This is a genomic window from Aquabacterium sp. UBA2148 (genome assembly GCF_002328915.1).
In the GTDB taxonomy this organism is placed as follows: Bacteria; Pseudomonadota; Gammaproteobacteria; order Burkholderiales; family Burkholderiaceae_C; genus Aquabacterium; species Aquabacterium parvum.
Window position 1 is genome coordinate 1 of record NZ_DCXA01000195.1, and the last position, 7538, is coordinate 7538.

Genomic DNA, 7538 nt, shown 5'->3' on the forward strand with positions numbered 1-7538 from the left:
GGCTCCAACGACCTGTCCCAGGTGGATGCCGCCGTCGGCTCGTGCATCGGCGAAGACATGATGAACTACGAGTTCAACTCGCACCTGCTGGTCACCGAGTTCGAAAAGACCATGCCCAATGGCGCCGTCAAGAGCCTGGAGCTGAGCTGGTCGCCGATCGCCGATGAGAGCGACACGGTCGAAAAGCTCATGCTGTGCGTGCGCGACGTCACCGAACTCAAGCGACTGGCCAGTGAGGCGGGTGCGCAAAAGCGCGAGCTGGAAATCATCGGCGAGATCCTGGCGGTCACGCAGGAGAAGTTCCAGGAGTTCATCGAAGGCTCGCGCAAGTTCGTCGAAGAAAACGAGCAGCTCATCCGCCAGGCCCAGGGCAAGGACGCCGACACCATCGGCCTGCTGTTCCGCAACATGCACACCATCAAGGGCAATGCGCGCACCTACGGCCTGCAGCACATGACCAACACCGTGCACGAGACGGAGCAGGCCTACGACGAGCTGCGCAAGGACCCCGAAAAGGAATGGGACGCCCAAGCGCTGCTGGCCCAGCTGGCTCAGGTCGGCGCCCTCGTCGAGGAATACCACAAGATCAACGACCACAAGCTCGGTCGCAAGGGCCCCGGTCGCCGCGGCAGCGTGGAGCGCTTCCTGATGGTCGAGAAGGACCAGGTCTCGCATGCCCTGGAGCTGCTGCGAAAGGCTCATCAGGCCGACGCCCAGGAGGTGCGCGCCACGCTGGAGAAGGTCAGCCACACCTTGCAGCTCATTGGCTCCGAGAAGGTCGAGCACGTGCTCGCCGGCATCGTCGAGTCGCTGCCTTCGCTGGCGCGCGAGCTGGGCAAGGAGCCGCCCAAGGTCGCCATCCAGGACCACGGCATCATGGTGCGCAACCAGGTCACCGGGCTGCTCAAGAACGTGTTCACCCACCTGCTGCGCAACTCGATGGACCATGGCCTGGAGACCGCAGAGACCCGGGTCGCTGCCGGCAAGGCGCCTGTTGGACAGATCTCTCTGGAATTGGCGGTTCAGGATGGCCAGATGCAGATGCGCCTGCACGATGATGGCCGAGGCCTGGCCGTCGCCAAGATCCGCGCCAAGGCCATCGAGAACGGCGTGCTGGATCCTGCGTCCAACGCGAGCCCAGAAGAGGTGGCCAACCTCATCTTCGCCTCCGGTTTCTCCACCGCCGAGCAGGTTACAGAGGTCTCCGGTCGTGGCGTGGGCATGGACGCCGTGCGTGGCTTCCTGCAACGCGAGGGCGGTGACGTGGTCATCCGCTTCCGCGGCGGCCAGGATGGCGACGAATGGCGCCCCTTCGAGCTGCTGATCTCCCTGCCCGACAAGCACGCTGCCACCGTGCAGCCTCTGGCGGCCTGACAGCGACGCGGTGCTTCAGGAAGCTGTTGCACCCGTCGATAAGACCTCAGGCATCAACATTCAGAAGAAAGATCGAGGCGTGACATGTGGTTGGATCTGGGCATTTCCGCGGTGAGCCTGATCGTTGGCGGCGGTGTGGCCACCTGGTGGTGGCAACGACGCCAGTCTGCGATCGGTCCCTGCATTCCCGTGGCCGATGTGCAGGCGCGCGAGCAACTGCTGCAGGCCGAGATCAACAACCTGCGAGCCGAGCATGAGCGCCATCAACAGGCGCTCGAGAGCACGCAGGTGAGCTCCCAGCAGGAGCTTGGCCAGCTGCGCGCCAGCCTGGAAGACCAGTTGCACGACGTCAGGTCCGGTGCCGCCGACTCGCGCGAGCGCACCCTGGCCGCGTCCAACCAGTTGGCCGAGTCCATTGAAAAGCTGCTGGGCCTGATCAAGACCTTCGAGCGCTGGCACGAAGACATGAGCGTGCTGCTCACCCACAACCGCGAGATGCATGAGCGCAACGACGAGTTCGCGGCCATCGTGCGTCAGGTGGTGATCGTGGCGCTCAACGCCTCCATCGAGGCCGCGCGCGCGGGTGACATGGGCAAGGGCTTTGCCGTGGTGGCCAACGAGGTGCGCACCCTGGCCAATCGCGCGGAGGCCCTGTCCAAGGACTACCGCAACAACCTCTACAAAAACGACCTGATCACCACCACCACCTTTCAGGACATGCAGGCGGGCGGAAAGATGATCATCGGGGCAGTCACCGAGCTGCAGTTGATCAACAACAAGACCCGTGGCCTCCTCGCCGAGGCCGCCTGACAGCCATGATCAGTCCATCCGCCCGCGAAGCGTTCGAGTTCTTCACCAAGCAGGCCATCAAAGGCGCGCTGCCAGCATCGCCCGAAGACTCGTGCGAGGTCTCGGTGCTGGAGGATGTTTCCCGCATCCAGGGGCAGCGCATCGTCATCCTCACGGTGTCGTCCTACCTGTTCAGGGCGATGACGCTGGTGTACTTCACGCTCGATGCCAAGCTCAAGCAGCACCTGGCGGCCATCAACCGCCGGCCTGTGGACGAGCTCAGCGAAGAAGAGTTCCTGGACGTGCTGGGCGAGGTGGGCAACATCCTTTGCGGCGCGATCAACCGCGACCTGGCCCAGCACTTCCCTTACCTGGGCATGTCCACGCCCAATTTCCTCGATCGCCATTGCATTGACTTCATCGACGAGCTGGGCGCCGGCTTTGTGCGCCACTTCGAGATCGTGGTCAATGACTCCATGAAGCTGTATGCCACCTTGGCTGTCAGTGAATTCGCGGACATCGATTTCCGGGCCGACACCACCGTGGTTGAGGAAAGCCACGGCGAGCTCGAGATGTTCTGACCCCCACCCACCTTGACAGGAATCCCCCATGGTTGAACAAGCTGAACTCATCAGCAAGGTCCTTGTCCTCGATGACGACGACGACGCGCAGCAAAAGATCAGGCAGTTTTGTGATGAGAACAAGCTGGTGTGCGTCAAAGCGACGGCCGCCAACGTGCTCTCGGTGCTCAAGACCAACGTCGACTTGGGGGCCATCTTTCTGTCGGAGACCTACCGAGTGGAGGGCGACAGTGCGCTGGACTTTGCCGAAGAGATCCACGCCGTTCGCCCCGAGCTGCCCATCTTCCTGCGACGCGAGGCCTTCTCGCACCTGGACGACCTGAGCGACCGGCAGCAGAGCTTGTTCACCGCGGCCTACATGCTCTCTGGCATCTCGCAGCTCAAGCAGGTCATCGATCACGCCATCTTCAGCCTGATGTACCCCAACGCCCTGGTGCGTGGCATCACCGAGATCACGAAGACGGCCCTGCAAAGCCAGTTCAAGCACATCGAGGTGTTGACCGAGTCGCCCTACATCGTGCGCGATCGCATCATCTACGGCGAGCTGTTCACGCTCATCCCGCTGGAGAGCAACTGGTGCCGTGGCTACATGATGTTCCAGACCGAGGGTGAGCCGGTGGTCAAGCTGGTCGAGGGTGGTCGCACGCACATCGTGCCGAATGATCACATCGATTTCCGCGACATCAACCACGTGATGGGCGAGGTCACCAACCTCGTGTGGGGCATGTTCAAGAACCGCTACATCTCGTTTGACCCGATCGATGGACGCCAGTCCCAGGTGCCCATCATCGTCAACCACGCCCACCGCTACATCTCGTTTGGCTCCGAGGATCCGCAGCTGTGCTTCAAGTACATGCTGGTCGACCCCGACGAAAAGATGGCCCCCCTGGTGCTCTACCAGCGCTTCATCTTCAACCTCAGCTGGACCCCTGAAAAATTCAAGGAAAACGAGGCAGTGGCCGAAGACCTCTTCGAATCCGGAGAGCTCGAACTCTTCTGATGGCTCTGACAAACCCAAAGGTGAACCAACATGGCACAAGTGCTCGTCGTCGATGACTCCGCAACCGTTCGCAACGAAGTCAGTGATTTCCTCAAGGCCAATGGCCTGGATGTGATCACTGCGGTCGATGGCCGCGATGGCCTGACCAAGCTCAAGGGCGACCCCCGCGTCAAGCTGGTGGTCAGCGACGTCAACATGCCCAACATGGACGGCCTGACCATGGCCGAGAAGATCCGTGGCGAGCTGGGCAATGCGGCGGTCAACATCGTGATGCTGACCACCGAAAACACCCCGATCATGAAAGAGCGGGGCAAGGCCGCCGGCGTCAAGGGCTGGATCGTCAAGCCCTTCAAGGGTGACGCCGTTTTGGCCACGTTCAAGAAACTGGCTGTCGGCTGATCTGCTTCGGGGCCTGGCCCCGATCCGATTCACATCCTGATTGGCCATGAAAAAACCCGCCGGGGCGCGAAGCCTGGGCGGGTTTCTTGTGTGCTGGCTGCGAACAGCCAGCGCCGAATCACTTCAGCTTGACTTCCTTGTAGGCGACGTGCTTGCGTGCCTTGGGGTCGAACTTCATGAATTCCAGCTTTTCGGGCGTGGTCTTCTTGTTCTTGCTGGTGGTGTAGAAGTGGCCGGTGCCCGCAGTGGACTCCAGCTTGATCTTTTCGCGTCCGCCTTTAGCAGCCATGGTGTTCTCCTAAATTACAGTTCGCCGCGAGCGCGCAGGTCCGACAGGACCTGGTCGATGCCGACTTTGTCGATCAGGCGCAGAGCGGCGGTGCTGATGCGCAGGCGCACCCAGCGGTTCTCGCTCTCGACCCAGAAACGGCGGTACTGCAGGTTGGGCAGGAAACGACGCTTGGTCTTGTTGTTGGCGTGGGAAACATTGTTCCCGGACATCGGGCCCTTACCCGTGACTTGACAGACGCGTGCCATGACGCTTCTCCGTTCGCTTGTGTGCACCACCCAAGGTGATGCTGATGTTGCGGTGGCCAGTGTGCAGAGCAGGGCGACGACGTGGATCGGGCCCTGGTTCACACCCTTCCGAAACGGACTCGAAACATCGATCAACATCGACGCCTCAAGCCATGGCTTCGGGACGAATTTGCAAAAACCAAGATTATAGACAGATTCCAGCCGTTTGGCAAAGTCTGCTTGATCTCTTGCTGGCAGGGTGCAGCTTTGCGAGCCCTCAGCCCCCGTTCTGCTCCAGGAAGCGCTGGGCGTCGAGGGCGGCCATGCAGCCGGTGCCGGCGCTGGTGATCGCCTGGCGGTAGACGTGGTCCTGCACGTCACCGGCAGCGAACACGCCCGGCACGCTGGTCATCGTGGCAAAACCGTTGTGGCCGCCCTGCGTGACGATGTAGCCGTCCTTCATCTCCAGCTGGCCCTTGAAGATATCGGTGTTGGGCTGGTGGCCGATGGCAATGAAGCAGCCCTTGACTTCCAGCTCCTTGGTCGAGCCGTCGCTCGTGCTCTTGAGGCGCACGCCGGTCACGCCGCTCTGGTCGCCCAGGACCTCGTCCAGCGTCTGGAACAGGTGCAGCTCCATCTTGCCGGCCTTGACCTTTTCCGCCACTTTGTCGATCAGGATGGCCTCGGCGCGGAACTTGTCGCGGCGGTGGATCAGGTGCACCTTGCTGGCGATGTTGGACAGGTACAGGGCTTCTTCGACGGCGGTGTTGCCGCCGCCCACCACGCAGACCACCTGGTCGCGGTAGAAGAAGCCGTCGCAGGTGGCGCAGCCGCTCACACCTCGGCCCATGAAGGCTTCTTCAGAGGGCAGGCCCAGGTACTTCGCCGAGGCGCCGGTGGCGATCACCAGCGTGTCGGCGGTGTAGGTGCCGGCGTCGCCCTTGAGCGTGAAGGGGCGCTTGGACAGGTCGACTTCGTTGACGTGGTCGAACACCATGCTGGTCTTGAAGCGCTCGGCATGCTCCATGAAGCGCTGCATCAGCTCCGGGCCTTGCACGCCGTGCACATCGGCAGGCCAGTTGTCCACCTCGGTCGTGGTCATCAGCTGCCCGCCTTGGGCCATGCCGGTCACCAGGGTGGGCTGCAGGTTGGCGCGGGCGGCGTAGATGGCGGCCGTGTAGCCGGCGGGGCCGGAGCCGAGGACAAGGACTTTGCTGTGGTTGTTGGTGCTCATGACGGGCTTTCGTGCGCTTTCAGGGGCTCTGTCTGGGTGTTCAGGTGCGGATTCTCGCCCAGCCGGGTGGGTCGGGCGCGAACTGTGCGGGATTCACGGCGCTGTTCGGTGCATGCCTCTTGGGCGGACCTCCATAAAGTGCTAAAAAATCCCGCGCCGCTGCCGAAAATTGTAGGGACAGGTTGTTTGTCACACCGTTGCAGGTGGCATTTGTCCACCTGATCACACCCGACACACTCGCATCAGATGGGGCCACGGCCCCTTCTCACAACCCGCTGAAGGAGCCGCCATGGCCATGTTGTCCAACCTCGACCTGATCCGTCGCGTGCCGCTGTTTTCGATGCTCACGCAGGCCCAGGCCGAAGCCATCGCCGAAGGAGTGGTCAAGCGCCGCTACCGCCGCGGCGAGCTGATCGTCGAACGCGGTCGCAAAACCAACGCGCTGTTCATCCTGCTGACGGGCCGTGCCCGCGTTGTCGCTTCCGACGAGCGCGGCCGCGAAGTCATCCTCGCTGTGCTCGAAGCCGGTGACTACCTGGGCGAGATGAGCCTGATCGACAACGAGCCCCATTCCGCCACCGTCCGCGCCGAGGTGCAGACCGATGTGCTGGTGCTGGGCCGCGCCGAATTCGCCCGCTGCCTGCCCGAGAACTCCTCGCTGTCCTACGCCATCCTGCGCGGCCTGGTCCAGCGCCTGCGCAACGCCGACCGCCAGATCGAATCCCTGGCCCTGCTGGATGTGTACGGCCGCGTGGCCCGCGCCCTGCTGGACATGGCCGACGAGGACGCCGGCGAGAAGATCATCCGCGGCAAGGTGTCGCGCCAGGACCTGGCCAAGCACGTGGGCGCCTCCCGCGAGATGGTTTCCCGGGTGATGAAGGACCTCGAAGAGCGGGGCTTGATCGAAACCCAGGATTCCGGCAGCGTGGTCCTCAAGGACCGGCTGGCCGCGACGGCCTGACCCTTCACCTGCTGTCAGTCGGTCGCCGGCTGCGGCGACCCCGGCAGTGTGCCAACGCCTCCCCCGTGGAGGCGTTGTCATGTGGGCAGGGCAAGGTGAGCTTTTGCCCCAAAATGGGCGCATGACATTTCCCCTGGGTTCCCTTCAGTCAGATGCCCCTGCCGCCCCCCGTCCGTCAGGTCGGGGTGAGGCGCCCCCCGGTGGCCGCGTTGGCTCCCGCCTTTCCCGACCTGCGGTGCCGGAGCCGGTCGATGTGCCGGTGGCGCCAGAGCACACCTTGCGCTTCCAGATGGCCTTGTTGTTTGGCGGTGTGGTCTGGTTGTTGACCTTGCTGGCCCTGGTCAGCCACCACCGGCTGGATGCCGCCTTCACGACCTCTGGTCAGCACCAGGAGGTGCGCAATTGGGTGGGAGCGCTGGGTGCCCACGCTTCTGACTTGGCCTACCTGCTGTTCGGCTTGTCGGCTTGGTGGTTGCTGGTGATCGGCGCCCGGGCCTGGCTGGGGGCCCTGGCCCGCTGGCTGCGTCGTGACGACGCCCTGGCCAGCGCTGGGTCCGAGCCTGCTGTGCCTGCCTGGCGGGTCTGGCTGGGCCTGGTGATGCTGATGTCGGCGAGTTGTTCGCTGGAGTGGTCGCGCCTGTACAAGCAGGAAGCCGCCCTGGCTGGCGAGCACGCCGGTGGGGG

The 7538-nt window shown here is 63.2% G+C and carries 10 protein-coding genes; 7 read left to right on the top strand and 3 right to left on the bottom strand.

The features are described from left to right. From B2W70_RS10850 to B2W70_RS10870, 5 genes are all read left to right on the top strand, one after another. Positions 1 to 1374, top strand: a 1374-nt coding sequence (locus tag B2W70_RS10850) for an Hpt domain-containing protein (RefSeq protein WP_286745642.1), incomplete at its 5' end; no start/stop codon positions are given. Between the two features lie 84 nt (positions 1375 to 1458). After that, positions 1459 to 2184, top strand: coding sequence for a methyl-accepting chemotaxis protein (locus tag B2W70_RS10855; RefSeq protein ID WP_286745644.1), 726 nt, complete (start codon positions 1459 to 1461; stop codon positions 2182 to 2184). Positions 2185 to 2189: 5 nt separating this feature from the next. Continuing rightward, a complete protein-coding gene (locus B2W70_RS10860) occupies positions 2190 to 2744 on the top strand; it encodes a hypothetical protein (protein WP_286745646.1) in 555 nt (184 codons plus the stop codon). A gap of 28 nt (positions 2745 to 2772) precedes the next feature. Next, positions 2773 to 3744 (top strand): chemotaxis protein CheX, encoded by a 972-nt coding sequence (locus tag B2W70_RS10865; RefSeq protein WP_286745648.1) that lies wholly within the window; start codon positions 2773 to 2775, stop codon positions 3742 to 3744. Between the two features lie 30 nt (positions 3745 to 3774). After that, positions 3775 to 4143 (top strand): response regulator, encoded by a 369-nt coding sequence (locus B2W70_RS10870; RefSeq protein WP_137839796.1) that lies wholly within the window; start codon positions 3775 to 3777, stop codon positions 4141 to 4143. A gap of 118 nt (positions 4144 to 4261) precedes the next feature. Here the strand turns inward: B2W70_RS10870 and rpmG are convergent, their stop codons facing one another. The 3 genes from rpmG to trxB form a co-directional block, all read right to left on the bottom strand. Beyond that, complete coding sequence (gene rpmG / locus B2W70_RS10875) at positions 4262 to 4432, bottom strand: 50S ribosomal protein L33 (protein ID WP_058087945.1); 171 nt, start codon at positions 4430 to 4432, stop codon at positions 4262 to 4264. Between the two features lie 14 nt (positions 4433 to 4446). Continuing rightward, complete coding sequence (gene rpmB / locus B2W70_RS10880; RefSeq protein ID WP_058087944.1) at positions 4447 to 4680, bottom strand: 50S ribosomal protein L28; 234 nt, start codon at positions 4678 to 4680, stop codon at positions 4447 to 4449. A gap of 256 nt (positions 4681 to 4936) precedes the next feature. Next, positions 4937 to 5893, bottom strand: coding sequence for a thioredoxin-disulfide reductase (gene trxB, locus B2W70_RS10885; protein ID WP_286745651.1), 957 nt, complete (start codon positions 5891 to 5893; stop codon positions 4937 to 4939). A gap of 289 nt (positions 5894 to 6182) precedes the next feature. Between trxB and B2W70_RS10890 the strand changes: the two genes are divergently transcribed. Both B2W70_RS10890 and B2W70_RS10895 read left to right on the top strand, forming a co-directional pair. Next, positions 6183 to 6854 carry a Crp/Fnr family transcriptional regulator gene (locus B2W70_RS10890; RefSeq protein WP_058087942.1) on the top strand — a complete coding sequence of 224 codons (672 nt, stop codon included), beginning with the start codon at positions 6183 to 6185 and terminating at the stop codon, positions 6852 to 6854. A gap of 121 nt (positions 6855 to 6975) precedes the next feature. Then, positions 6976 to 7538: DNA translocase FtsK 4TM domain-containing protein (locus B2W70_RS10895; RefSeq protein ID WP_286745652.1), on the top strand; the 563-nt coding region annotated here is incomplete at its 3' end.